The 23,775-nt window shown below is 69.9% G+C and carries 24 protein-coding genes; 19 read left to right on the forward strand and 5 right to left on the reverse strand.

The annotated features are described in order from the left end of the window. Positions 1 to 336: 336 nt before the first annotated feature. Positions 337 to 2,358 (reverse strand): beta-galactosidase, encoded by a 2,022-nt coding sequence (locus ACZ49J_RS31845; protein ID WP_467453938.1) that lies wholly within the window; start codon positions 2,356 to 2,358, stop codon positions 337 to 339. A gap of 199 nt (positions 2,359 to 2,557) precedes the next feature. Here ACZ49J_RS31845 and ACZ49J_RS31850 point away from each other — a divergent pair, with 199 nt between their 5' ends. The 4 genes from ACZ49J_RS31850 to ACZ49J_RS31865 are packed head-to-tail and all read left to right on the forward strand — an operon-like array spanning position 2,558 to position 6,781. Beyond that, positions 2,558 to 3,877 (forward strand): ABC transporter substrate-binding protein, encoded by a 1,320-nt coding sequence (locus ACZ49J_RS31850; protein WP_467453936.1) that lies wholly within the window; start codon positions 2,558 to 2,560, stop codon positions 3,875 to 3,877. Next, positions 3,877 to 4,851 (forward strand): carbohydrate ABC transporter permease, encoded by a 975-nt coding sequence (locus tag ACZ49J_RS31855; protein WP_467453934.1) that lies wholly within the window; start codon positions 3,877 to 3,879, stop codon positions 4,849 to 4,851. Before ACZ49J_RS31850 ends, ACZ49J_RS31855 begins: the two co-directional genes overlap by 1 nt. Continuing rightward, positions 4,848 to 5,753 (forward strand): carbohydrate ABC transporter permease, encoded by a 906-nt coding sequence (locus ACZ49J_RS31860; protein WP_467453933.1) that lies wholly within the window; start codon positions 4,848 to 4,850, stop codon positions 5,751 to 5,753. Before ACZ49J_RS31855 ends, ACZ49J_RS31860 begins: the two co-directional genes overlap by 4 nt. Beyond that, a complete protein-coding gene (locus tag ACZ49J_RS31865; protein ID WP_467453931.1) occupies positions 5,750 to 6,781 on the forward strand; it encodes a LacI family DNA-binding transcriptional regulator in 1,032 nt (343 codons plus the stop codon). The genes ACZ49J_RS31860 and ACZ49J_RS31865 overlap by 4 nt, the downstream gene beginning before the upstream one ends. A gap of 491 nt (positions 6,782 to 7,272) precedes the next feature. On the opposite strand, the gene ACZ49J_RS31870 is transcribed toward ACZ49J_RS31865, so the two are convergent. Further along, the gene (locus ACZ49J_RS31870; RefSeq protein WP_467453930.1) at positions 7,273 to 7,473 is read right to left on the reverse strand and encodes a hypothetical protein; all 201 of its coding nucleotides are present in this window, start codon (positions 7,471 to 7,473) and stop codon (positions 7,273 to 7,275) included. A gap of 59 nt (positions 7,474 to 7,532) precedes the next feature. On the opposite strand from ACZ49J_RS31870, the gene ACZ49J_RS31875 reads away from it, so the two are divergent. From ACZ49J_RS31875 to ACZ49J_RS31890, 4 genes are read left to right on the forward strand one after another with little or no spacing between them, the layout of a single operon-like run. Beyond that, complete coding sequence (locus ACZ49J_RS31875; RefSeq protein ID WP_467453929.1) at positions 7,533 to 7,700, forward strand: hypothetical protein; 168 nt, start codon at positions 7,533 to 7,535, stop codon at positions 7,698 to 7,700. A 53-nt stretch (positions 7,701 to 7,753) separates the two neighbouring features. Then, positions 7,754 to 8,107 carry a helix-turn-helix domain-containing protein gene (locus ACZ49J_RS31880; protein WP_467453928.1) on the forward strand — a complete coding sequence of 118 codons (354 nt, stop codon included), beginning with the start codon at positions 7,754 to 7,756 and terminating at the stop codon, positions 8,105 to 8,107. Between the two features lie 3 nt (positions 8,108 to 8,110). After that, positions 8,111 to 8,380 (forward strand): transposase family protein, encoded by a 270-nt coding sequence (locus tag ACZ49J_RS31885; protein WP_467453927.1) that lies wholly within the window; start codon positions 8,111 to 8,113, stop codon positions 8,378 to 8,380. Beyond that, positions 8,377 to 8,733, forward strand: a complete 357-nt coding sequence (locus ACZ49J_RS31890; RefSeq protein WP_467453926.1) for a transposase family protein — start codon at positions 8,377 to 8,379, stop codon at positions 8,731 to 8,733. Before ACZ49J_RS31885 ends, ACZ49J_RS31890 begins: the two co-directional genes overlap by 4 nt. A gap of 214 nt (positions 8,734 to 8,947) precedes the next feature. Here the strand turns inward: ACZ49J_RS31890 and ACZ49J_RS31895 are convergent, their stop codons facing one another. Further along, positions 8,948 to 10,168, reverse strand: a complete 1,221-nt coding sequence (locus tag ACZ49J_RS31895; protein ID WP_468351123.1) for a PucR family transcriptional regulator — start codon at positions 10,166 to 10,168, stop codon at positions 8,948 to 8,950. A 186-nt stretch (positions 10,169 to 10,354) separates the two neighbouring features. Between ACZ49J_RS31895 and ACZ49J_RS31900 the strand changes: the two genes are divergently transcribed. The 3 genes from ACZ49J_RS31900 to ACZ49J_RS31910 are packed head-to-tail and all read left to right on the forward strand — an operon-like array spanning position 10,355 to position 13,148. Continuing rightward, complete coding sequence (locus tag ACZ49J_RS31900; RefSeq protein ID WP_467453923.1) at positions 10,355 to 10,669, forward strand: hypothetical protein; 315 nt, start codon at positions 10,355 to 10,357, stop codon at positions 10,667 to 10,669. After that, positions 10,666 to 12,138: an aldehyde dehydrogenase family protein gene (locus tag ACZ49J_RS31905; protein WP_467453922.1), complete on the forward strand. Its 1,473-nt coding sequence runs from the start codon at positions 10,666 to 10,668 to the stop codon at positions 12,136 to 12,138. Before ACZ49J_RS31900 ends, ACZ49J_RS31905 begins: the two co-directional genes overlap by 4 nt. 47 nt (positions 12,139 to 12,185) lie before the next feature. Then, positions 12,186 to 13,148, forward strand: a complete 963-nt coding sequence (locus tag ACZ49J_RS31910) for a hypothetical protein (RefSeq protein ID WP_467453921.1) — start codon at positions 12,186 to 12,188, stop codon at positions 13,146 to 13,148. Between the two features lie 264 nt (positions 13,149 to 13,412). Here the strand turns inward: ACZ49J_RS31910 and ACZ49J_RS31915 are convergent, their stop codons facing one another. Continuing rightward, positions 13,413 to 13,982, reverse strand: coding sequence for a MarR family winged helix-turn-helix transcriptional regulator (locus tag ACZ49J_RS31915; protein WP_467453920.1), 570 nt, complete (start codon positions 13,980 to 13,982; stop codon positions 13,413 to 13,415). A gap of 79 nt (positions 13,983 to 14,061) precedes the next feature. Beyond that, the gene (locus ACZ49J_RS31920) at positions 14,062 to 14,817 is read right to left on the reverse strand and encodes an SDR family oxidoreductase (protein ID WP_467453919.1); all 756 of its coding nucleotides are present in this window, start codon (positions 14,815 to 14,817) and stop codon (positions 14,062 to 14,064) included. A 108-nt stretch (positions 14,818 to 14,925) separates the two neighbouring features. On the opposite strand from ACZ49J_RS31920, the gene ACZ49J_RS31925 reads away from it, so the two are divergent. The 8 genes from ACZ49J_RS31925 (at position 14,926) to ACZ49J_RS31960 (ending at position 23,688) form a co-directional block, all read left to right on the forward strand. Then, positions 14,926 to 15,549, forward strand: coding sequence for a hypothetical protein (locus tag ACZ49J_RS31925; RefSeq protein ID WP_467453918.1), 624 nt, complete (start codon positions 14,926 to 14,928; stop codon positions 15,547 to 15,549). Between the two features lie 80 nt (positions 15,550 to 15,629). Then, positions 15,630 to 17,240, forward strand: a complete 1,611-nt coding sequence (locus ACZ49J_RS31930) for an FAD-binding oxidoreductase (protein WP_467453917.1) — start codon at positions 15,630 to 15,632, stop codon at positions 17,238 to 17,240. Between the two features lie 73 nt (positions 17,241 to 17,313). Further along, positions 17,314 to 18,645 (forward strand): ABC transporter substrate-binding protein, encoded by a 1,332-nt coding sequence (locus tag ACZ49J_RS31935; protein WP_467453916.1) that lies wholly within the window; start codon positions 17,314 to 17,316, stop codon positions 18,643 to 18,645. A 33-nt stretch (positions 18,646 to 18,678) separates the two neighbouring features. Further along, entirely contained in the window at positions 18,679 to 19,548 is an 870-nt protein-coding gene (locus ACZ49J_RS31940) for a branched-chain amino acid ABC transporter permease (RefSeq protein ID WP_467453915.1), read from the forward strand. A gap of 3 nt (positions 19,549 to 19,551) precedes the next feature. Further along, a complete protein-coding gene (locus ACZ49J_RS31945; protein WP_467453913.1) occupies positions 19,552 to 20,622 on the forward strand; it encodes a branched-chain amino acid ABC transporter permease in 1,071 nt (356 codons plus the stop codon). Further along, the gene (locus ACZ49J_RS31950) at positions 20,619 to 21,335 is read left to right on the forward strand and encodes an ABC transporter ATP-binding protein (protein WP_467453912.1); all 717 of its coding nucleotides are present in this window, start codon (positions 20,619 to 20,621) and stop codon (positions 21,333 to 21,335) included. The genes ACZ49J_RS31945 and ACZ49J_RS31950 overlap by 4 nt, the downstream gene beginning before the upstream one ends. Beyond that, a complete protein-coding gene (locus tag ACZ49J_RS31955) occupies positions 21,332 to 22,081 on the forward strand; it encodes an ABC transporter ATP-binding protein (RefSeq protein WP_467453911.1) in 750 nt (249 codons plus the stop codon). The genes ACZ49J_RS31950 and ACZ49J_RS31955 overlap by 4 nt, the downstream gene beginning before the upstream one ends. Continuing rightward, complete coding sequence (locus ACZ49J_RS31960; protein WP_467453910.1) at positions 22,078 to 23,688, forward strand: FAD-binding oxidoreductase; 1,611 nt, start codon at positions 22,078 to 22,080, stop codon at positions 23,686 to 23,688. The genes ACZ49J_RS31955 and ACZ49J_RS31960 overlap by 4 nt, the downstream gene beginning before the upstream one ends. The last annotated feature ends 87 nt before the right edge of the window (positions 23,689 to 23,775 follow it).

Raw genomic sequence — 23,775 nt, forward strand, 5'->3', positions numbered from 1 at the left:
GTGGGGTGTTGATGTCCCCGGTGGGGTCCGGGGCAGGGGGTTCTCGCCCCCGCCGCCCCTACCCGTCCCATCCCTGGGGGCTGCGCCCCCAGACCCTCGCCTATCGGCCTGACGGCCTCGTCCTCAAACGCCGGGCGGGCTGGATATGCCTGGCCCCGGCCGGGAAGATTCAGCGCCGCCCGCACCATCCAGCCTCTCCGGCGTTTGAGGAGCGGGGTTCGGGGGCCTGCCTCCCGAAAACAGGGTCCGGGGCGGAGCCCCGGCGGGGTCGAAGGGGCGGAGCCCCTGGGGACGGGAACGGGTAGGGGCGGCGGGGGCCAAACCGACCAGCGCGGCTCAGCTGTCGAGTCGTACGACCCGCACGGCCCCCGCGGGCACCGCGAGGCGCCCCGCGGAGCGTTCCCCCGTCAGCAACTCGGTCCCGTGGCCGTCCACCGGCACCTTGACGTCCGAGGAGCTGTGGTTGATTGCGAACAGATAGGCACCCGACTCCCCCGCCCGCCGCACGACCTCGACGTCACGCGGCAGACCGGCCCGCGCCGGGATGCCCGCGTCGTCGGAGGCCCAGCCCAGCAACACGTCCAGCCCCTGGGCGTCCAGCCGCGTCGACACGTACCAGGCCGCGCCCTCGCCCAGCCGGTGCCGGGTCACCGCGGGGTGCCCCGCGGCCGGTCCGTCGTCGTACGTCCAGACGGTCTCGGCTTTGCGCGGCACCACGAACTCGGTCCACACGTCACCGGTGAGTTCGGAACCGTCGGGCCCGGTGACCCGGACGCTCTGGCCGGGCAGCAGCGGCGAGAACTCCTCGACGGTCAGGCCCAGCGCCTCCCGCAGGGCACCCGGGTACGCGCCCTCGTGCACGGCGTCGTGCTCGTCGACGATGCCGGAGAAGTACGAGACGACGAGGGTGCCGCCGTTCTCGACGTACGCGCGGACGTTGTTCCCGGCGGCTTCCGTCATCAGATACAGGGCGGGAACGACCACCAGGGGATAAGACGACAAGTCGGCTTCCGGGTGGGCGAAGTCGACCGTGAGGTGGCGGTCGTAGAGGGCCTCGTAGAAGGCGTCGGCCCGCTCACGGGCGTCGTGGTCCTCGCTGGGGCGCCACGCCAGGTTCTGCGCCCACCACGAGTGCCAGTCCCACAGGACGGCCACGTCGGCCTGTGTGCGGGTGCCGCGGATCGTGCTCAACGAGCCGAGGGACGCGCCGAGTTCGACGACCTCGCGCCACACGCGCGACTCGGTGCCCGCGTGCGGCACCATCGCCGAGTGGAACTTCTCGGCTCCGCGCCGGGACTGCCGCCACTGGAAGAACATGGCGCCGTCGGAGCCGCGCGCCACGTGCGCGAGGGAGTTGCGGGCCATCTGGCCGGGAGCCTTGGCCGGGTTGCGCGGCTGCCAGTTGATCCCGGACGTGGAGTGCTCAAGGAGCAGCCAGGGGGCGCCGCCCGCGACGGAGCGGGTGAGGTCGGCGGCCATGGCGAGGTTGACATGGGTGCGCCGGCCGTCGGTGATGAGGTAGTGGTCGTTGGTGACGAGGTCGACCTCACGGCCCCAGGCCCAGTAGTCGACCGAGTCGCACTGGCTGAGCGCGGTCATGAAGTTGGTGGTGACCGGGATGCCGGGGGCGAGACGGCGCAGGATGTCGCGCTCCGCCACGAAGTTCTCGCGCATGGTGGCGTCGGCGAACCGCTTGTAGTCGAGCGCCTGGCCGGGGTTGCCGACCGTGGGGGCCACCCGGGGCGGGTTGATCTGCTCGAAGTCCGTGTAGCGCTGGCCCCAGAAGGCCGTCCCCCAGGCTTCGTTGACCGCCTCGACCGTCTCGTACGTGGCCGCCAGCCAGCGGCGGAAGTGGGTGGCGCACGAGTCGCAGTAGCAGGCCGACACCGGGACGCCGTACTCGTTGTGCACGTGCCACAGGGCGAGGGCCGGGTGGCCGGCGTACCGCTCGGCGAGCTTGGTGGTGATGCTCGCGGCGGCCGCGCGGTAGTCGGCGTTGCTGTGACAGATGGCGCCGCGCGAGCCGAACTCGTAGCGCGTGCCGTCGGCGGCCACGGGCAGGGCCTCGGGGTGCTCGCGATAGAACCAGACGGGCGGTACGACGGTGGGAGTGCCCAGGTCGGCGCGTATGCCGTTGCCGTGAAGCAGGTCCAGCAGGCGGTCGAGCCAGCCGAAGTCGTACTCCCCCGGTGAGGGCTCCAACAGGGCCCAGGAGAAGATCCCGACGCTCACCATGGTGACGCCCGCCTCGCGCATCAGCCGGACGTCCTCGTGCCAGACGCTTTCCGGCCACTGCTCGGGGTTGTAGTCCCCACCGAAGGCGAGCCCGGTGAGGCCCGTGGGGGTGGTCTCCGGCATGGATTTCTCCCGTTGAGTCGGTCATCTGGGAACGTGCACACACGACGCCGGACGGCGCGGGCCCAACATAACCGCACAGCGACAACCATTGACAAGTGTCCTGGATGTTTCTCTACTGTGAACGCTCACAGAGCACAGCACCGCGCATGGCCGGTCTGCTGATCCAACGCCTTCAGGCCCTTGTCAGGGGAGAACAACCATGCAGTTCACGATGCGCCGCCGCCTCGTGGCCACCTCGATCGCCGTCGCCCTCGGCGCCACGACTCTCGCCGCGTGCAGCTCCGGCTCCGACGGCAAGGACACGGCAGACTCCGGGCCGGTCTCCCTGACCTACTGGGCCTGGGCGCCGGGCATGGACAAGGTCGCCGCCATCTGGAACAAGAAGAACCCCGACATCCAGGTCACGGTGAAGAAGCAGGCGTCCGGCGACGACCTGGTCACCAAGATCATCACCGCGGCCAAGGCCAAGAAGGCACCGGACCTGGTGCAGGCCGAGTACCAGGCGCTCCCCACGCTCGTCAGCAACAACGTCCTCGCCGACATAGCGGACGACGTCAAGGGCGCGGAGAAGGCGTTCGCCCCCGGCATCTGGCAGCAGACCACGCTCGGCACCGACGCCGTCTACGCGGTGCCACAGGACTCCGGGCCGATGATGTTCTACTACCGCGAGGACCTCTTCAAGAAGTACGGGCTGACCGTCCCGACCACCTGGGACGAGTTCGCCGAGACGGCCCGCGAGCTGAAGAAGAAGGACTCCTCCAAGGCGCTCACCACGTTCTCCTCCAACGACTCCGGTCTCTTCGCCGGTCTCGCCCAGCAGGCCGGCGCCAAGTGGTGGACCACCGAGGGCGACAAGTGGAAGGTCGGCATCGACGACGCGGCCACCAAGAAGGTCGCGGACTTCTGGGGCGGCCTGGTCGAGGAGGGCGCCATCGACAACCAGCCGATGTACACCCCGGCCTGGAACAAGGCGCTCAACACCGGCAAGCAGATCGCCTGGGTGAGCGCGGTCTGGGCGCCCGGCACCCTCGGCACCGCCGCGCCCGACACGGCGGGCAAGTGGGCGATGGCCCCGCTCCCCCAGTGGTCGAAGGGCGACAACGCCACCGGCAGCTGGGGCGGCTCCTCCACCGGCATCACCAACGACTCCCGGCACAAGGAGGCCGCGGCCAAGTTCGCCACCTGGCTGAACACGGACCAGGAGGCCCTCGCCGCGCTGGTGAAGGAGGGCGGCATCTACCCCGCCGCGACCGCCGCCCAGACCGGTGGCGCGCTGGCCACCGCGCCGGAGTTCTTCTCCAACCAGCCCGACTTCTACACGAAGGCCGCCGAGATCGCGAAGACCACCGCGCCCTCGGCCTGGGGCCCGAACGTCAACGTCGCGTACACCGCCTTCAAGGACGCCTTCGCCAAGGCCGCGAAGGCCAAGAGCGAGGCCGAGTTCGGCACCGCCCTCACCGCCATGCAGGACGCCACAGTCGCGGACCTCAAGAAGACGGGCTTCGAGGTCGCCGAGTAATGAGCACGGTCAATGACACCACCTCGGTGCAGGCGCGCGGCTCCGGTCGCGCGCCCCGCGCCCGTTCGACGAGCGGGCGGGTGCGCCGCGCCCCGTACGCGTTCCTCGCGCCCGCCGTCGTGCTCTTCCTGCTGTTCTTCGCGCTGCCCATCGGCTACGCGTGCTACCTGAGCCTGCGCAAGGTCGAGGTGAAGGGCCTGGGGCTGGGCGCCGGGGCCCGCGAGGAGGTCTGGGCGGGCCTGTCGAACTACACCGCCGCGCTCTCCGACTCGGAGCTGATCGACGGCGCCCTGCGCGTCCTCGGCTACGGGGCGATCGTCGTGCCGGTGATGCTCGGCTCGGCGCTGCTCCTCGCGCTGATGCTGGACACCGACCGGGTGCGGCTCACCTCCTTCACCCGGCTGGCGATCTTCCTGCCCTACGCCGTCCCGGGGGTGATCGCGGCCCTGCTGTGGGGCTTCCTGTACCTCCCGGACGTGAGCCCCTTCTACTTCGTGCTCGACAGGCTGGGGCTCCCGGAGCCGAACCTGCTGGACGGCGGGCCGCTGTTCCTCGCACTGTCCAACATCGCGATCTGGGGCGGCACCGGCTTCAACATGATCGTCATCTACACCTCGCTGAAGTCCATCCCGGTCGAGGTGCACGAGGCGGCGAGGCTGGACGGAGCCTCGCAGCTCCAGATCGCGCTGCGCGTCAAGATCCCGATGGTGGCGCCCTCGCTGGTGCTCACCTTCTTCTTCTCGATCATCGCCACACTCCAGGTGTTCGCCGAGCCGACCACCCTCAAACCGCTCACCAACTCCCTGTCCACCACCTGGAGTCCGCTGATGAAGGTGTACCAGGACGCCTTCGGCACCAACGACATCTACGCGGCCGCCGCGCAGGCCGTGATCATCGCCGTGGCCACCCTGGTGCTGTCCTTCGGCTTCCTGCGCGTCGCCAACTCCCGTTCCAGGCAGGAGGAGGCCCGATGAGTTCCCTCGCCGTCCGCAAGGCCGTGCCCGCCGCCGGGACCACCCCGGGGACCGCCCGGGGGCCTCGTGCGCGCCGCCGTGCCGCCCTCGCCCCGACGATCACGCTGCTGCTCGGGGCCGTCTACTGCCTGCTGCCCGTCGCCTGGGTGGTGATCGCCGCCACCAAGTCGGGGAGCGAACTGTTCTCGACGTTCACCTTCCTGCCAGGCACCGGCCTCGCGGAGAACCTGTCCGACCTGTCGGCGTACCGCGACGGCGTCTACTGGAAGTGGATGGCCAACTCGGCCTTCTACGCCGGGTTCGGCGCCCTGCTGTCGACGGCGGTCTCCGCCGTCTCCGGGTACGCGCTGGCGATCTACCGCTTCCGCGGCCGCGAGACGGTCTTCAACATCCTGCTGGCGGGTGTGCTGATGCCGCCGGTCATCATCGCCATCCCCCAGTACCTGCTGCTGGCCGAGGCGAACCTGACGGACTCGTACGCCTCGGTGCTGCTGCCGCTGGTCCTGTCCCCGTACGGGGTCTACCTCGCGCGGATCTACGCGGCCGCCTCCGTGCCGGCCGATGTGGTGGAGGCCGGGCGGATGGACGGGGCCGGCGAATGGCGGATCTTCACCCGGATCGGGCTGCCGATGATGGTGCCCGGACTGGTGACGATCTTCCTCTTCCAGTTCGTCGCGATCTGGAACAACTTCCTCCTGCCGTACATCATGCTCAGCGACGACGAGAAGTTCCCGATGACGGTGGGGCTGCACACCCTGCTGCTCCAGGGATCCAACCAGGCCTCGCTCTACACCCTCGTCATCACCGGCGCGCTGCTGGCGATCATCCCCCTCATCGCCTTGTTCCTGGTCATCCAGCGGTTCTGGAGCCTCGATCTGCTGTCCGGAGCCGTAAAGTCATGACCATGAGCAACACCGGCGGCCGGCGAAAACCGCCGACCATTCACGACGTGGCTCGCGTGGCGGGAGTCTCCCGCGGCACCGTGTCACGCGTTCTCAACGGCGGCCACTACGTCAGCCCGGCGGCCCAGGAAGCGGTCAACGCCGCGATCCGCAAGACGGGGTACGTCGTGAACCGGCACGCCCGCTCGCTGATCACGGGCCGCTCCGACTCGGTCGGCTTCCTGCTGACCGAACCGCAGGAGAAGCTGTTCGAGGACCCCAACTTCAACGTCCTGCTGCGCGGTTGCACCCAGGCGCTGGCCGCGCACGACATCCCGCTGCTGCTGATGGTGGCGGGCACTCAGGACGAGCGGCGCCGGATCACGCGGTACATCACGGCGGGCCACGTCGACGGAGTGCTGCTGGTGTCCAGCCACTCAGGGGACCCGGTCGCCGAGGAACTGCGCGAGGCGGGCGTGCCGCTCGTGCAGTGCGGCAAGCCCATGGGGCCCGGCTCGAAGGTGAGCTACGTGGCGGCCGACGACCGGGACGGCGCCCGTGACATGGTGCGCCACCTGCTGTCGCTGGGCCGCCGCCGTATCGGCCTGGTGACCGGTGCGCTGGACCTCCCGGGCGGTGTCGATCGCCTCGCCGGCTACAAGGAGGTGCTCACGGAGGCGGGCATGGAGATCGACGAGCGGCTCATCGTCACCGGCGACTACAGCCGGGCCAGTGGCGAGGCGGGCGCCGAACGGCTGCTGGCGCAGGCCCCGGACATGGACGCCCTGTTCGTGGCCTCCGACCTGATGGCCCAGGGCGCCCTGACAGCGCTGCGCCGGGCGGGCCGCCGGGTCCCGGAGGACGTGTCCCTGGGCGGCTTCGACGACTCCGCCGCGGCGACGGAGTCCACCCCCGCCCTCACCACGATCCGCCAGCCCTACGACCGCATCAGCGCCGAGATGGTGCGGGTGCTGCTGGCGCTGATCGGCGGCGACGACCCGGCCGCGGTGATCCTGCCGACGGAGCTGGTGCGCCGCGACTCGACCTGAGGGGCTCCGCTTCTTCGAGCGTGGCCGGTCCGCTGGTGGAGCACGCGCGGGTTCCCGTCGAACGATCGACGACCGCGAAGCCGCATCTCAGCAGGTAGATCACCACATCGGTCCGCCCTGACCTCCGAAACGAGATCTCCGCAGCAACTCGTAAAATCTGCGAGTCATCGCTGTAATATGCCGCCGTGCCGGAGCCCATCGCGAGCGAGGTGGGCACCTGGGTGAAAGTCATGCGCGAGCGGGCCGCCGCGAAGGCGAGCCCGCGGGTGCGACGGCATCCGCCATTACCTCACCGTCCTCCAGCCCACCCTCACCGCGTGGACCACGACAGCGGGCGTGAACTCACTGAGCGGTGTGCATCGTGAAGTCGCAGGTCGCGGGTCTGGTGTGAATGGCGAGTGGGGTACTCGTGCCGGTCGGCGGCGTCCGTGAGCAAGTCGGCACGCCGTGAGAACGCGGGAGGGCGCGGGGGATGCAGGAGCGGCAGTGGATCACCACCCGCCGGTGCGAACCTGGACGCCCTCGCCGAGGAGTCGGCCGAGCAACTCCAGGAGGTCGAAGCCGAGCGGGATGAACTGGCGATCGCGGAGCGGGTGTTGAACCGTCTGGCCGAGCAGGCCCTCGCCGGCGCCGCGACTGTCGCTCCGGTACCGGCGAAGGTGGCCGGGCGGGCAGTCCTGCTCATCCCGCACCGCAGCGACGCGGCCGAGAGGGCGCGCTGCCTGACGGCTACCGCAAGATCCTGGCGATCGTGCGGGAGGCCGACGGCCCGGTGCAGGTCAGGGCGGTCGGCGAGCGGCTGGGCCTGGACGCCTCGGTGCGCGGCAAGCTGGAACCTCTGCAGGCGAAGATGACCAGGCTCGCCGACCGCGGCCGGCTGCACAAGCGGGGCGACGGGCGGTTCACGGCACGTCCGTAGTCGCGCGGGGGGCGCCCATAACTGACGGGCCCCCGACGGCAGTTGAGTTTGGTGTGAAGAAAGACAACAGTTCCGTCGAGGGCCCTGACGGCCTTGTCTGCACCGCCCGCCTGCCGCTGTCGAGTGCCACCCTGAACTGGCTCGCCGACCTGATACGCGGCCACCTCGAGAAGATCGGCTCGCGGTGGCGCGCCCTGCCCGCGGGGAAGATCGCCACCATCGTGCTGGCAGTGCTGCGCTGTGACCAGCGGCCCGGCGACCTGGCCGGCGGCAACGGCATCCACCGCACCACCGTGACCCGATGGGTCCGGGAAGTCGTCAGCCTGCTCGCCGCCCACGCCCCACGCCTGGACCGGGCCCTGAAGAAGATCGCCCGAAAGGGTGGCAGCATCGTACTGCTGGACTGATCGGTGATCCGCACCCGGCGCAGAACCGGGAAGGAGAACCGGAAGAACTACTCCGGCAAGAACAAATGCCACGGCCTGCTCGCGATCGCCCTCACCGACGACCGGGGCCGACTGCTGTGGATATCGGCGGCCCGCCCCGGGCGCACCTCGGAGATCACCGCCTGCCGGCACGACAAGCGCACCCGTAAACTGCGGGAAGCCGGGCTCGGCGCCATCGCCGACCTGGGGTTCGTCGGCCTCGACGACGGCGGCCCGACGCCGACCCGGCGGTGATCACCGGCTACAAGACCGCCCACAACCGGCCCCTGACGCGAGGCCAGAAGCTGTCCAACACGGCACTGGCGGCCGTCCGGGCACCCGTCGAGCACGGCTTCGCCCACCTCGAGAACTGGTGCGTCCTCCGCAAGGTACGCACCGACCCCTCCTGGGCGACCGCCCTGGTCCGGGCCCTGCTGGTCCTCACGAACCGCGAGGAAGGCGCATCGCGCGGGCGTATATGGACTGATCCGGGTGCCGACGGCGAGCACCCGCGGCGGGCGGCCGGGGCGAGGCGGCCGCCCGGGGCGGGTGTGAAGCCTTCTTGCCGGGGCAGGTCGCCCCGGGCCCAGTCGTGGACGGTGGAGTAGGCGCCGCGGAAGCCGCGTGCGGAGATCTCGCGGTGGAGTTCGAGAATCGCCACCCGGCCCTCGGTCTCGGCCCGGCGTCGTTCGAGGTAGGGCTTGAAAGGGTCGAGTTTGCTGGGGCGTTGGCGCTTGTGCCCTTTGACCATCTCCTGCCGGCGGGCGGCGCGGGCGTACCGCTGGACAGTGTGGTGTCCCCAGCCCAGATGATGGGCTGCACCTACTCGTTCTGGAGGTTCAGCCAGTGCATCGCGTCCAGGGCGATGCCGACATTGGTGCCGTGCCGGTCCAGAGTGACGGGCAGGCGGTCTTCGGCGCGGCGAATGCGTTGCAGGATGGTGTTTCGGTGGGTGAACAGCAGCTCTGCTGTCCGGGATGCGTTGTACCGCTGGTGGATAAACATTCGCAGCGTGTCACGTAGGTCCTGTGGGCCTGAGGCCAACGGGCCGAGAGTCGCGTAGATGAATTCGCGTAGCCGGGCTTCATCTCGGGCCAGCAATATGACGGCGGCGACGTCGTCATAGAAGGCGACCCGGTGCGCGTTGTTGCTCTGCACCAGCCGTTGGGTCTCCACCGCGCGGTCGTGGGTGCGTCGGAACCCGTCCACTCCCTCGTCCAATGAACCGATCGCAAGCCTGACGTCGCGGTGCGGGGCCAGAGCGGTCTCGAGCGCCTCGGCCGAAACTGGGATCCCGGGCGTCAGCCACAGCCACAGCGACGAAGCGCTGGCATGAACGAGCAGCCGGCTTCTGGACTCCGCGATCCGGCCGAGCTCGCTCGCCACCTGCACGAGGGCCGCGCGATCGGCGAACTGTGGTGGCGCCCAGAGGATCACTCCCAAATGTCTGGCTGAAAGCGAGTATCCGAGACTCTGATCAACACCGGTCACAGGAACGGGTGCTCCACCCAGGATGAGATTGACCAGCTCGAGGCGTCTTACGTGCTCGTCGCCCGACAGAGCTGCGCGCTCCTGCTCCAGAATGTCGATCACGGCAGTGACTGTGCGGTCGACCCAGAGCGACAGTGAGCGCGAGGCCCGGTCAAGAGCGGGCTGCAGGACGGCGGTTTCATCGCACAGTGAAAATGCGATCCGCATCAAGACGGACCACATCGCCTGTTGAGCGGCGTGGTTGGAAGCGCGGAAGGTGTCCTCCTCACCCCAGCGATACCCGTCGCGCGCGATGTTGACGATCTGGCTTGTCAGGTGGGGCTCCACGTCCCGCCACGGGTCCTCGTACATCGAGCGTGCCCAATGATGGGAGTGGGCCCGGGTCGCCTCACCGATCGCCTCTGCAATGGAGGGGTCCGATCCGAAGCGGGGATCGATCGCGTTGACAAGTGCGTCCTGGATCGGACGCAAAACGGAGGGATCGGCCAGGAATTCCTTGCACATGGTGCGTAGCAACTTTTCGGAGTCGCCCCGCAAACCGGCGCCATGCATAGCGCCCACACTACCCCTCCTCCCTGTGCCCTGCGCCTGTGCACTATGCACTGGTATCTCGGGTAATGCTGTGCACTCCAACATTGAGTGGCGCCTGTCACAGGTCGACCATGAGTCCGTCGGTGCGCTCGGCCGGCCCCACGATCGGACAAAGGCGAACGGCGATGGGAGAGTCAGGTGACTCGTGTGTCAGGGCCCCGGACTGAAGCGCTATTCAGGTCCGGTGATGGCGAGTGTGAAGCAACGATCTTCCGTCCCGCCGTTTCCGACGATCGAGGGGCCTTACCGATCGTCTTGCTCGCGCACGGAATCTCTGGGGCCAAGAGCCACCCGCGAGTCGAGACCCCCGCGCTGCTCTCGCTCTACCAGGCCGGCCGGTTGAACCTGGACGAGCTGATCACCACCAAGTACCGGTTCGAAGACATCAATCAGGAGTACCAGGACATGAAAGAAGGCAAGAACATTCGCGGCATGGTGATCTACACGGACGCCGACCGTTGAGCGCCCCGGCCTACACCGGCACCCCCGCAGGCGGCCAGGTGCTGGACCGGACGTCCCTGTACATCGACGGTGAGTGGGTGGCCTCGGCCGGGACCGACCGGATCGAGGTGCTGAACCCGGCCACCGAGGAAGTGATCGCCCAGGTCGCGGCCGGGACACCGGCGGACGTGGATCGCGCGGTGGCCGCTGCGCGCCGGGCGCTGCCGGCCTGGTCGGCCCGGCCGCCGGGCGAGCGGGCGGACTACCTGGAGAAGGCCCACGAGGCGCTGGTGGCCCGGACCGACGAGATCGCCGCGCTGATCTCCCGAGACATGGGGATGCCGCTGCAGGCCGCCGCATCCATACAGGTCGGCCTGCCTGCCTTCAACCTGGCGAACTTCGCCCGGCTGGCCCGGAGCTTCACGTTCGACGGCCCCGAGGTCGGCAACTCCCTGATCGTGCGGGAACCGATCGGTGTGGTCGGCTGCATCACCCCCTGGAACTTCCCGCTGCACCAGATCGTGCTGAAGGTGGCGGCTGCGCTCGCGGCCGGCTGCACGGTGGTGGTCAAGCCGACCGAAGTGGCTCCGCTGGCGGGTCATGCGCTGGCCTCGATCTTTGACGACGTCGGCCTGCCGGCCGGGGTTTTCAACCTGCTCAGCGGGTTCGGCCCGGTGGTCGGCGAGGCGCTGGCGGCGCATCCCGGGGTCGACATGGTGTCGTTCACCGGCTCCACCCGGGCCGGGAAGCGGGTCGCGGTGGTGGCGGCCGAGACGGTCAAGCGGGTCGCTCTGGAGCTCGGCGGGAAGTCGGCCAACGTGCTGCTCGACGATGCCGACTTCGAGCGGGCGGTAGCCGACGGCCTGGCCAAGTGTTACGTCAATTCCGGTCAGACCTGCTCGGCGCTGACCCGGATGCTGGTGCCGGTCGACCGGCTGGCCGAGGCGGAGCAGATCGCCGCCCGGGTGGCCGGCGAGTACCAGCACGGCGATCCGTCCGACCCGGGGACCCAGCTGGGGCCGCTGGTCAGCTCGGTCCAGCTGGAGCGAGTCCGGTCGTACATCCAGAAGGGTATTGACGAGGGCGCAACCCTGGTCGCCGGCGGGGTGGAGAGCGGGCGCGACCCTGCCGGCCTGGGCCGGGGGTACTACGTGCCGGCCACGGTGTTCTCCGGCGTCACCCCGGAGATGACGATCGCCCGCGAGGAGATCTTCGGCCCGGTCCTGTCGATCATGCCGTACCAGGATGAGGACGACGCCGTCCGGATCGCCAACGACACCGAGTACGGCCTGGCCGGCGGGGTCTGGTCGGCCGATCCAGAACGAGCGCTGCGGGTGGCCCGGCGCCTGCGGGCCGGTCAGATCGAGGTGAACGGGGGCGCGTTCAACCCGGGCGCGCCGTTCGGCGGGTACAAGCAGTCCGGCGTCGGCCGCGAGGGCGGCGCCCAGGGACTGGAGGAGTTTCTGGAGACCAAGGCGATCCAGCGCTGATGCTTTGACGAAATCACCAGGCCCGATCAGGAACTCGAGGAGGACACGTGGCCACCAGGGAGAAACCGCGCAAGTGGATCGACGCCGAGATCGAGGCGCTCGACCCAGACGTCGACCATGCCCGGATCTGGCAGCTCGGCAACGCCTACCGGACCAGCCCGATGATCCTCAACATGGCGGTGTGCCAGGGCTTCCTGCGGCTCGTCGGGCCGGGCAGCGGCGCACGCACACTCGTCCGCGGCGGCACGGGCAAGGTCGTCCTGCACCAGCAGCGTCGTATTGAGGGCACCATGCGCGAGGTGTGGACCTGGTACCTCGGCGAGGGTGCGCACGACCCGCGCGTGCGTGAGTCCGTCGAACGGGTCAACCGGCAGCACGACGCCTGGGCGGGGAAGTACCCCGACGCGATCCTGGACGTACGCCAGTACACGTACACGATCTGCATCCTCGCCGCCGAGCCGCACCGGGTGATGCAGCGGCTCGGCCTGCCCGGCTTCAGCGCCAAGGAGCAGCGGGCCGCCCACCGGCACTGGTCGCAGATCGCCGGGCTGTTCCGTATCGGTTCGGACCAGGGCGTCCCGGTGCCGGCGGACTTCGAAGGGATGCTCGCCTTCCTCGCCGACTTCGAGCGCAACGACTACTCGACCGCTCCGGAGAGCAACGTCGTCGCCGAGGCGATGCTGCAGCAGTTCTGCGACCGCTGGTTCCCCCGCCCGTTGCACGGGCTCGGTCGTGCCCTCGTGCTGTCCCTTGCCACCCCGGACCTGCTCGCCGTCCACGGGCTCAAGGGCCCGCGACCGCTCGTGACCCGGACCCTGCGGCGGACACTGCGCACGCTCATCACCGTCCAGGTCCGGTGGGCGCCCGACCCGGTCGAGGTGGCGCCGATCCGCGCCGCGTTCGCCGAGCCCCGCCCGGAGAACCCGATGGGCGGCCGGCTGAAGGCCGCTCTGTCCGGCATGAGGGGACAACGGCCCGCGCCGGACGGGTCGACGAGTACGGACGTCTGACTTGTCGGCCGGGACCGGTGCACGGTCGTCGGGATCCTCGCCCCGTCCGCACCGGCTCCCGAACTCGACCCCGCGGCGGTCGTCGGCCGGCTACCGTCCCCAGCCGGCGGTCGCGGGCGGCCTCGCCTCGACCCTTGTGATGGGCCGCTGCCGACCTGTACCCGGCGGTCCGTGCTGCCCGGATCGCTCCGACCGAGGCGCTGGCGACGCCATCAGCCGACACCCCGCGGCCCGCCGCCTCACCCACCGGTTCGTTGCGAAGGCTCACGGCGTGCCGACGTCACCGTTCACCACTCGGGTGGCGTCCGTGATCGTGCTGACCTCATGCCGACGGATCTTCCGCAGCAGCCGGATCAGGGTGCCGCGCTCGCGGGCGGTCAGGGCTCGGGCCCATTCGGCCTCGCGGGCGTTGTTGCGCGCGAAGAGCTCACCGACCACGTCGTGTCCGTAGCCGGTGAGCTGAATGGTGACGGACCGGCCGTCCTTGTCCGACCTGCTGCGCTGGATGAGTCCCTTGCGTTCCAGGGTGTTGAGCACCGCCGAAACGCTGGCCTGGGAGACGTTGGTCAGCCGGGCGAGCTGCAGCGGAGTCAGTTCGCCGACCGTCTTGACCGCGAACAGGGCACGAAAGCCCGCCCAGGTGAGGCCGGCCGGGCGCTGGACGCTGACCTCGAAGTCCTGCTGGAGCCGTTCAGCCGCTCTTACCAGTCCGAAGATCATGAGCATGGCGTCGATGTCCGCGTCCGGCGCGAAGGATCGTATGGCCTCGGCGGCCTGGGCGTCGGCCTCGGCCGGATCGCCGGGGATCGGGAGCGGGGACTGGCTCGGCTGCATGAAGGGACTCTGTCCTCAAGATAGGAGAAGTTACTGAGAGGTCTCAGCATATCGCCGGCTGGCCGTACATCCTGCCCGGTTACGACGCGGTGGCCCCCGCGTCCACGGGCAGAGCGGTCCCCGTGACGAAGGACGACGCGTCGGAGCAGAGCCAGAGCACGGCATCGGCGATCTCCTCCGGTTCAGCGAACCGCTTGATCACCTGGGGGGCTACGGCCTGCGCCTGGAGTTCGGGCGGCAGAGCAGCGGTCATGTCGGTGCGGACCGCCGCCGGGCAGACCGCGTTGACCCGGATGTTCCGGTCCGCGCACTCGATGGCGGCGGTCTTGGTCAGACCGACCACGGCATGCTTGCTCGCGGAGTAGGCGGCGCCCTGCGGAAGGCCGATGAGCCCGGCGAGCGAAGCGGTGTTGACGATCGCACCGCCACCCGACGCGGCCATGAGGGGGATCTGGGCCCGCAGACCGTACCAGACCCCTTTCAGGTTCACGGCGAGGCAACGGTCGAAGGCCGCCTCGTCGGTGTCGGTGACGCTGCCCTGCACGGCGATACCCGCGTTGTTGTGCGCGAAGTCCAGCCGCCCGTACGTCTCGGCCACGGTCGCCGCGAGTGCGGTGCACTCGTCGGCCTCGGTGACGTCGCACGCGACGAACAGTGCCCGTCCGCCGGCCTGCTCGACCAGCCGCACGGTCTCCAGCCCGGCGGCGCGTCGACTACCCAGATCGGCGACGACCACTGCCGCGCCGGCGCGCCCGAATGCCACGGCGGCGGCTCGTCCGATGCCGCCTGCCGCGCCGGTGACCAGCCCGGCCTTGCCCTTCATGGTGATCTCCATGCCTCCGAGACTAGCTCGATGTCTTAGCAATTCACACCCGCCCAGTACCTAGACCTCTAATTAATTGGTTGCTACGTTGAGGCCGCTTCAGAGTGAGAGGAACGCACCATGCGCCTCATTCCGGCCGTCGTGCCGCGACTGGACGTCCTGAACGTCCCGCGCGAGGCAGAGCGCCAGCTCGGCCTCGCGACCGATCCCCGCCAACGGGCGATCCTGACCAACTTCCGCCGCCACGCCATGCTGGAGGTGTCCGGCCGCTGGCCGGAGATCCTCGACCCGGATCTGACCGTGCCCCACCCCGTCTACCGCATCGTCGAAGGCGACAACACCGCCGTCTTCGACGGCCATGACGCCGTCGCCGGCTTCTACCGCACGATGACCGACGCCGGACTGAACGTGCTCGTCCCGCTCACCGAGCGCATCGCGGTCGCGGACTGGGGACTGGCCATAGAGTCACTGCTGGGGCAGATCGTCCCGGGTGCGCTGATGAAGCCCGCGATGGGCGAGGACGTCGACGACCTCGACGCCCACTACCTCGTCACCCATAAAGTGGCCAATGTCTGGCCCTATGACGAGGCCGTCAAGCTGCTCGGCGAACACGTCTACATCGACCGCGCCTCACGCGAGGTCCACCGCATGGATCCAGCGGACGTCGTCACACCGCAGCAGGCCGCTGACCTGCTGGCACCGTTGCTCGACACCCCTATTGACGTGGGTGTGACCCCGGCGTAGCTTCCAGAAATCGGTTAGATCTCTCAGTATTTTTCTGCACCCGCGGGTCCGAGCCGGCCCGCATGTCCGGGAGGCCCGACGTGCCTTTCCAGCCACCTTCCAACACCACCGTCCGCCCACTCCCCGACGCCGCCGCCAACGCCTTCGTCGCGGCGCTCGGCACGGACGCGGTCCTCACCGCCCCCGAAACCGTCGACGACTTCCGGGACCCCTTCTCCCACCCGGGCTGGAGCGACCACACCGCGGCCGCCGTCGTCATGCCGGCCACCGTCGAAGAGGTCCAGGCGGTCGTCCGCATCGCCGGCGAGCACCGCGTCCCGCTGTGGACCTTCTCCCAGGGCCGGAACAACGCCTACGGCGGACCCGCCCCCCGCGTCCCCGGATCTGTGCAGGTCAGCCTGCGCCGCATGAACCGCGTCCTCGAAGTGAACGACGAACTGGCCTACGCGGTCGTCGAGCCCGGTGTGCGCTTCTTCGACCTGTACGACCACCTGCGTGCCGGCGGTCACAAGGTCTGGTCCTCCGCCCCCGACCTCGGCTGGGGCAGCGTCATCGGCAACGCCCTCGACCACGGGATCGGCTACACCATCGACGGCGACCACGCCGCCCGGCTGTGCGGCCTGGAGGTCGTCCTGCCCGACGGGAGTCTGCTGCGCACCGGCATGGGCGCGATGTCCGGCAACCGTGCCTGGCACGCCTACCCCCGTGGCTTCGGTCCCACGGCCGACGGTCTGTTCAAGCAGTCCGGACTCTCCATCGTCACCCGGGCGGGAGTGTGGTTGATGCCCGAGCCGGAGTGCTATCTCTCCGGCGGCGTCCAGGTGCCCCGCAAGGAGGACCTGCCCGTCCTCATCGACGCGCTTCGCCCCCTCCTGCTGGACCGCACCATCCAGAACCACCCCGCCATCGGCCATCCGCTCTTTATCGCCTCCGTCATGGACGGCGCACCCACCCGTGCCGAGGTGTACGACGGTCCCGGCCCCGCACCCGAGGAGGCGGTTCTCCGGCTCGCCCGACGGATGGGCCTCGGCCGCTGGAACATGCGCTTCGCGCTGTACGGCACCGAGGGCATCGTCGACGCCCGCCTCGCCCGGATCAGGAAGGCACTGTCGGTCATCCCCGGCGTCCACGTCGTCGGCGAGAAGTTCGCCGGACACGCCGTACACGACACCGCCCGCGATCAGAACGCCCAGGTCCAGGCGGGCATCCCCAGCCTGGACCTGATGCGGGCACTGTCCTGGTACAGCGGCGAGGGAGGCGGCCATCTCGACTTCTCCACCGTCTCACCCCTGCGCGGGGAGGACGTCGTACGGGTGCATGCCCTGCTGGACGACCAGCTGAGCGGCAGCGGGCTGGACTACGACCCCGCCATGATCCTTGGCCAGCGGCACGTCACCAACGTCGCCCAGCTCTACTTCAACCCCTGCGACGAGAAGCAGACCGGCGACGCCTACCGGCTCTACCCCGAACTGGTCCGTGCCCTCGCCGGGGCCGGCTACGGCGTCTACCGCACGCACGTCGACTTCATGGACGCCGTCGCCGACACCTTCGACTTCGGCGATCACGCGCTGCGCCGCTTCAACGAGCGACTCAAGGACGCGCTCGACCCACACGGCATTCTCTCCCCCGGCAAGCAGGGCGTCTGGCCTTCCGGACTGCGCCACCTGCGCGACGTGTCGCCCAGCCGCTGACCCGCTTCCGCCCGCGCGCCCTCTCTCCCTTCCCCTTTGCCCCAGCCGACCACCGTGAGCAACGGAGCCCATTGTGAAGACCAACGGCAATCGCCCGCACAGATCCACGAGCACCCGCGTGCTCACCGTCGCCGCCTGCGCACCCCTCCTGGCCCTGCTGGCCACCGGCTGCGCCTCCACCGGCACCGGCGCCGCCGCGGCCTCCTCTGCGAAGCCGTCCAAGGCCTCCAAGTGCGGCCTCGGCAACGGCAAGACGGCCACCGGGCCGGCCATCAAGCTCGGTGCCATCGTCTCTGACACCCCCGGGCTGAGCTTCACCGACGTCACCGACATGGCGAACGCGTACTTCTCCTGCGTCAACGCCAACGGCGGCATCAACGGCCGCCCCGTGAAACTCGTCGTGGAAAAGGACGCGCTCGACCCGCAGTTGACCGCGTCCCTGGCGACCAAGCTGATCGACACCGAGAAGATCGTCGGCTTCACCGCCAGCAGCAGCGTCCTGGACTGCTCGGTCAACGCCAAGACCTACGAGAAGAAGGCCGTCTACGGCATCGACGCGGGCCTGGCCCTCGACTGCTTCAACTCCCCCGCCATCGCGCCGGTCAACGTCGGCGCAGGTTACAGCGCGCTGGCCACCGCCCAGTACCTGCTCGACAAGGGCGCCAAGAAGCTGGTCATCTTCACCAGCAACACACCCGGCTCCAACGCCATCAACGCCAGCATCAAGGCGCTCGGCAAGAAGGCCGGCGTCCCGGTCACCGCCTGGGTGGAGAACGTCCCGGTCGCCGACGCCAACGGGCTCGCGCTCAAGGCCGCCCAGGCCGCGGGCGCCGGCGGTGGTGTCGTGGTGAACCTCACCGCGGGTGAGGCGCTGAAGGTGTTCAAGGCCATCGAGCAGCAGGGCCTGATCGACCAGGCCAAATGGGGCTGCCCGGCGGGCTGCAACGACCAGTCCATGCTCCAGCAGCTGGGCGGCGCCTGGGACGGCAAGCTCGGTGTCAACGCCGAGATGAACCTGGCCGACTCGCCCGGTCCGGACAACCAGCTCTATCTCCAGCTGCGCCGGAAGTACGCCCCGAAGACCCAGCTCGGAAACTTCGGCCAGCTCGGCTTCACCGCTGCACGGATCGCCGTCCAGGCGCTGCTGAGCATCAAGTCCGGCGACTACACCACCGCCACCGTGGGCGCGGCGTTCAAGGGTGTCAAGGACTACCGGTCCGACCTGTACTGCAAGCCCTGGTACTTCGGCACCCAGGCGTTCCACACCGCCAACAACACCACCCGGACCATCACTCCGAAGAGCGGTCAGTGGACGCAGTCCCAGGACTGCTCGGAGATCCCCGCCCTCCCGAACAACAACTTCGCCAAGATCCGCGCATACGAGAAGCAGATCGGTCTCGGCTGACCGCCGGCGGCTGATCGGAACAGGACGTCTCCCATGCCGAGCCTTCTGCCCTTCCTCGTTCTCGGACTGGCTCTCGGTGGTGTGTTCTCGCTCTCCGGCGTCGGCATCGTGGTCCTGTACCGCACCACCGGAGTGCTTTATCTGGCGGGCGGAGCGGTCGGCGCCGTCGGTGCCTTCACCGCCTGCTCCTTGGCCACCACCGCGGGCCTGTCCGTCTGGCCCGCGGCCGCACTCGGCGTGGCGCTGTCGGCGGCGATCACCCTGCTGTACGGCCTGCTCCTCGGTCCCCGGCTCGCCCAGCGCGAACCGCTGGTCAAGGCCGCGGCCACGCTCGGTCTGACGCTCGTCCTGCTGGGCACCATGTCCTGGATCTGGGGCGCGCAGACCTACTCCCTCTCCCTGCCCACGACCGCCTGGGGCATCGTCCTCGGCACCGTCCACGTCAACGGCACCCAGCTGATCAGCCTGGCGCTCGGCCTGCTGCTCACCGCCGTCACCGCGCTGTTCCTGGACCGCACGGCGCTGGGCACGGCGATGCGCGCGCTGGCCGACGACCGGGAGAGCAGCGCGCTGCTGGGCGTACCGGTACGCCGGGTGGAGGCGGCCGCCTGGCTGGGTTCCGGTGTCGTCTTCGGCGTGGCGGGGATCGTGCTGTCCAACCTGGTCGGCCTCGACATCACCGGGCTGACGTTCCTGATCATCTCCGGGCTGGCCGCCGCCCTCGTCGGACGGCTGGAGTCGCTGTGGACCACGCTGGCTGCCGGCCTCGTCATCGGGGTCGCCCAGTCCCTGCTCACTCCCGTGGCGAGCCTGTCCTCCTACCGGTCCATGACGCCGTTCCTGGTGGCGATAGCGGTCGTGCTGGTCATGGCCGTCCGCCGCCCGTCACAGACAAGGGTCTGACGAATGAACGTCCTCGAAGACGCGCACCGCGCCACCGCACCGGACCATGCGCGGCACCCGACGGCGGCCATCGGGCACAGGCTGCGGCAGCCCCTGTCGGCGGCGGCCTGGCCGGCCGGTGTGGCGGCGGCCGCGCTCCTGCTGCCGCTGTTCACCAGCGCGTACTGGATCCAGGTCCTCACCGCCGCGGCGGTGTTCTCGGTCGCGGCCCTGGGTCTGAGCGTGCTGTACGGGCGGGTCGGGCTGATCTCACTGGGCCAGATCGCGATGCTCGCGGTCGGCGGCTGGACCGCGGAACGGCTGGGCCAGACCGGCGCGTTGCCGTTCTGGCTGGTACTGCTGGCCACCGGTGTGGTGACCGGCCTGATCGGAATCGTCATCGGGCTCCCCGCCCTGCGGCTGTCCGGCCTGTACCTGGCCCTGATCACCCTCATGCTGGCCGCTGCGGTCACCATCGTGCTGACCAACACCAACTTCCCCAACGGCGGACCCGGCTTCCTTGGCTACGACCCCGTGAAATCCGGCACCGTGCCGCTGGCCCGGCCCGCCGTCGCCGCCGGCGACACCGCGTACTTCCGCTACACGGTCGTGGTCTGTGCCCTGATGTTCCTGCTGGCCATCGCACATACCCGGGGCAGGCCGGGCAGGGCCTGGGCGGCGATCCGGCAGAGCGAGCACGCGGCGGTGGCCGCCGGGATCAACGTCACCCTGTACAAGCTGTGGGCCTTCGCCCTGGCGTGCTTCATGACCGGTGTGGCCGGGGCCCTGCTGGCGGCCAGCGCGGGCGGGCTGACGGTCTACCAGTTCCCCCCGCAGGAGTCGATCACTCTGCTGGCCGCCCTGCTGATGGCGGGCATGTACCACTTCGCCGGAGCCGTCGTGGCAGGGCTGATGCTGAAGGCGCTGCCCGCCCTGCTCGACACCTGGGGGGTCAGCAGCAACGTCCTGCTGATCGTCTTCGGGGTGGGCCTCGTGCAGACACTGGTCACCTCGCCGGAGGGCATCGCCGGCCAGATGAGCCGGGACCTGGCCCGGCTGGGTGCCCGGGTCCGGGTGCGGAGGACCACGTCATGATCGAGATCAGGGAGCTGACCGTACGCTTCGGCGGCGTCACCCCCATCCAGGCCATGGATCTGACGCTGCCCGGCGGCGCCTGCGGCCTGATCGGCCCCAACGGCGCCGGCAAGACCACCTTCTTCAACGTACTCAGCGGCTTCGTCACCCCGGCGACCGGCAGCGTCCTGGCATTCGGTGACGACCTGCTGGCCCTGCCGGGCCACCGCCGAGCCCGCTGGGGGCTGCGCCGCACCTTCCAGACCGAGCAGGCGATCGAGCAACTGTCGGTGTACGACAACGTGGCCATGGTCCACGAGCACACCGGTGGCCACCACCGCGACCGCCACCGCGACGTGCTCACCGCTCTGGACTTCGTCGGCCTTTCCGTCAGCCCCACGGCCCCGGTCGGCACCCTGGGCGCGGGGGAACGACGGCTGGTCGAGCTCGCCCGTGCGGTCGTCGGCCGCCCCCGCGTGGTCCTGCTCGACGAGCCCGCCGCGGGGCTGCCGGACGAGGAGACGGGCCGGATCGGTGCCGTGATCCGCCGCATTCCGGCGGAGCTGGACGCCATGACCGTACTGGTCGACCACGACATGAGCCTGGTGTCGGCCTGCTGCGACGTCACCGCCGTGCTCGACTTCGGCCGGCTCGTCGCCGCCGGTCCCACCCAGGAGGTCCTGCGCGACGAGCATGTCGTGCGGGCCTACCTCGGTACCGAGGAGATCGCATGACCGTCACCACCGCGCCCGCGCTGCACGTCGAAGAGCTCCGTGTCGCACGCGGAACCCGGACCGTGCTGCACGACGTACGTCTCGACATCCCCGCCGGAGAGGTCACCGCTCTCCTCGGCCCCAACGGCGCGGGCAAGTCCACCCTGGTCCTCGCGCTCGGCGGCATCCTGCGCCCCACCGGCGGGCGCCTCCTGCTCGGCGAGCGGGAGCTGACGGGACGCCGGCCCGAGAAGGTGCGGGCGGCCGGGGTGGCAGTCGTACCCGAAGGACGGCGGCTGCTGCCCAGCCTGACCGTCCGTGACAACCTGCACGCCGCGGTCTACGCCCTCGGCCGAGAGGCCCGCCGGACCGGAGTCGAGTACGCGCTGGAGCTCTTCCCCGAGCTGAGGCAACGCTGGCACACCCCCGCCCGTGCCCTGTCCGGCGGGCAGCAGCAGATGGTCGTCCTGGCCCAGGCACTCGCCTCCCGGCCGTCCGTGCTGGTCGTGGACGAGCTGTCGCTGGGCCTGGCGCCGGTCGTGGTGAAGCGTCTGATGCCGGTCCTGGCCGATGTCGCCGCCGCCGGCACGGCCGTCCTGCTCATCGAGCAGTTCGCACACGTCGCCCTCGCCCTGGCCACCACCGCCCACATCCTGGAGGGCGGCCGCATCCGCTTCAGCGGCACGGCACAGGAGCTCAAGGACGACCCCGACAAGCTGAGCGCCGCGTACCTGCTGCGCACGAACGCCGAGGACTCCCCGTCATGACCCGACCGCCCCTCTCCGCCGACGCCCTGGCCGCTCTCTCCGCCGCCCTCGGCCCGGAGCATGTCCTGCACCGCCCCGAGGACCTGCTGCCGTACCGCGATCCCTACGCCCACGCCTCCTGGCAGGAGCACATCCCCTCCGCTGTCGTCTCGCCCGCGACCGTCGAGGAGGTCCAGGCCGTCGTCCGGATCGCCGGCGAACACAGCCTGCCGCTGTGGACGTTCTCCCAGGGCCGCAACAACGGATACGGCGGTCCGGCCCCGGCCACCACCGGCTCCGTCTCGGTCAGCCTGCGTCGCATGAACCGCATCCTGGAACTGGACGAAGACCTCGCGTACTGCGTGGTCGAGCCCGGTGTGCGCTTCTTCGACCTCTTCGAGGAGATCCGGCGGCGCGGCCTCGCCCTGTGGCCCTCCATCCCCGACCTCGGCTGGGGCAGCGTCATCGGCAACTGCCTGGACCACGGCGTCGGCTTCACGCCGCTCGGCGACCACCCCGGCCGCCAGAGCGGCATGGAGGTCGTCCTCGCCGACGGCTCCCTGCTGCGTACCGGCATGGGCGCCATGAAGGGCAACGCGTCCTGGCCCGTCCGCAAGCCCGGCTTCGGTCCGTCGGCCGACGGGATGTTCATGCAGTCCAACTACGGCATCGTCACCAAGATGGGCTGCTGGCTCGTACCGCAGCCCGAGGTGTACATGTCCTGCGACGTGCGGGTCGAGCGCGAGGAGGACATCGTCGCCCTCGTCGACACCGTCCGCCCGCTGCTCCTGGACCGCACCATCCCCAACTACCCCATCGCGTACAACACGATGCTCGTCGGTGGCGCGCTCAGCGGCGTCCACCGCGAGTACTGGTACCGGGGAGAGGGCGCGCTTCCGGAGGAGGCCATCGACCGTATAGCCCGCGAGACGGACACGGGCCGCTGGTACATGCGCTTCGCCCTGTACGGCCACGCGGAGATCGTGGAGCAGCAGTACGAGATCTGCCGCCGCGCCTTCGAGGCCATCCCCGGCGCCCGCCTCACCGCTCGCGCATACGACGGCGCCACCGCCGTCGACCGGCTCACGGCGCCCGCCGAACCGGTCCCGGACGGGCCGGCCGCCGCCCTGCCGCGCATCCGGCACCAGTCCGACACCACCCAGGCCGGCGTCCCCACGCTCGACCTGCTGGACAACCTCAGCTGGGACGAACACGGCGTGGGCGGCCACCTCGACTACTCCCCCGTCGCCCCGCTCACCGGTGAGGAGGCGCTGGAGCAGAGCCGCTGGCTGCGCTCCGCCCTCGCGGCCGAAGGCCTGGACTACGCCGCCTCCCTGATGCTCACCCCGCGCGCCTTCGTCAACATCACCTCGTTGTGGTTCAACACGGCCGACGCGGCGCAGACCCGGCACGCCTACGACGTGATCGGCCGGCTCATCCCGGAAGGCGCCCGCCGCGGCTACGGCGTCTACCGCACACACCTGCGCCACATGGACGCCGTCGCGGGCACCTTCGACTTCGGCGACCACGCCCAGCGCCGCTTCAACGAAGCCGTCAAGGACTGCCTCGACCCGCAGGGCATCTTCTCGCCCGGCAAGCAGGGGATCAGGGCGCGGGCGCTGCGCTGACAGTGCATGTGTGAGAACCGAAGCCGTTCGGACGACACAGTGCCGGGTGGACCCGAACTCGTGGGTCCCGCCCGGCACTTGCCTCGT

Source organism: Streptomyces sp. NPDC030840, from assembly GCF_055572015.1.